Below are 521 nucleotides of genomic sequence, written 5' to 3'. Positions count from 1 at the left end.
GGTCGCCGGCCTGCAGGCGCGCGGCTACAGCGACGGCGACATCCGCAAGATCCTCGGCGGCAACCTGTTGCGGGTATGGACGGCGGTCGAGGCCGGCGCGCAGGCCGTCGGGCAGGTTGCCGGACACGCCGTCGAAATCCGAGCCCAGGCCGATGTGGTCGATGCCGACCAGCTTGACCCCGTAGTCGATCTGGTCGAGCACGGCACTGATCGAGGTGGCCAGCGGCGGATGCGCGCGCTTCCACTCGGCCGCGAACGCGGCTTCGTCCTCTTCCGGCTTGCCGGCGGCGCGGGCCGCCGCGTTGCGCGCCTCCAGCGCCGCCTCGGCCTGCATGTTGGCCACCAGGTCGGCGGCCATCTGCGGATTGACGAAGGCGCTGCCGAAGGTCACCTGGATCACCCCGCCCTTGGCCGCGATCGCCTTGGCCAGTTCGTCGCTCAGGTTGCGCTCGAAACCCGGAGTGAAATGGCGCAGCCCCGAATGGCTGGCGATGACCGGTACGCGACTGGCTTCCACCGCC

Annotated in this window: 1 protein-coding gene; it reads right to left on the bottom strand. The window is 70.6% G+C overall.

Annotated elements, in window-relative coordinates; all coding sequences use genetic code 11:
- Nucleotides 1-521, bottom strand: a 521-nt coding sequence (locus J7528_RS24145) for a membrane dipeptidase (RefSeq protein ID WP_291879929.1), incomplete at both ends; no start/stop codon positions are given.

It is taken from the genome of Caulobacter sp., from assembly GCF_017744445.1.
Lineage (GTDB): Bacteria > Pseudomonadota > Alphaproteobacteria > Caulobacterales > Caulobacteraceae > Caulobacter.
Note: the sequence above shows the minus strand (reverse complement) of the source record. Positions and strands in the feature narration are given on the sequence as shown.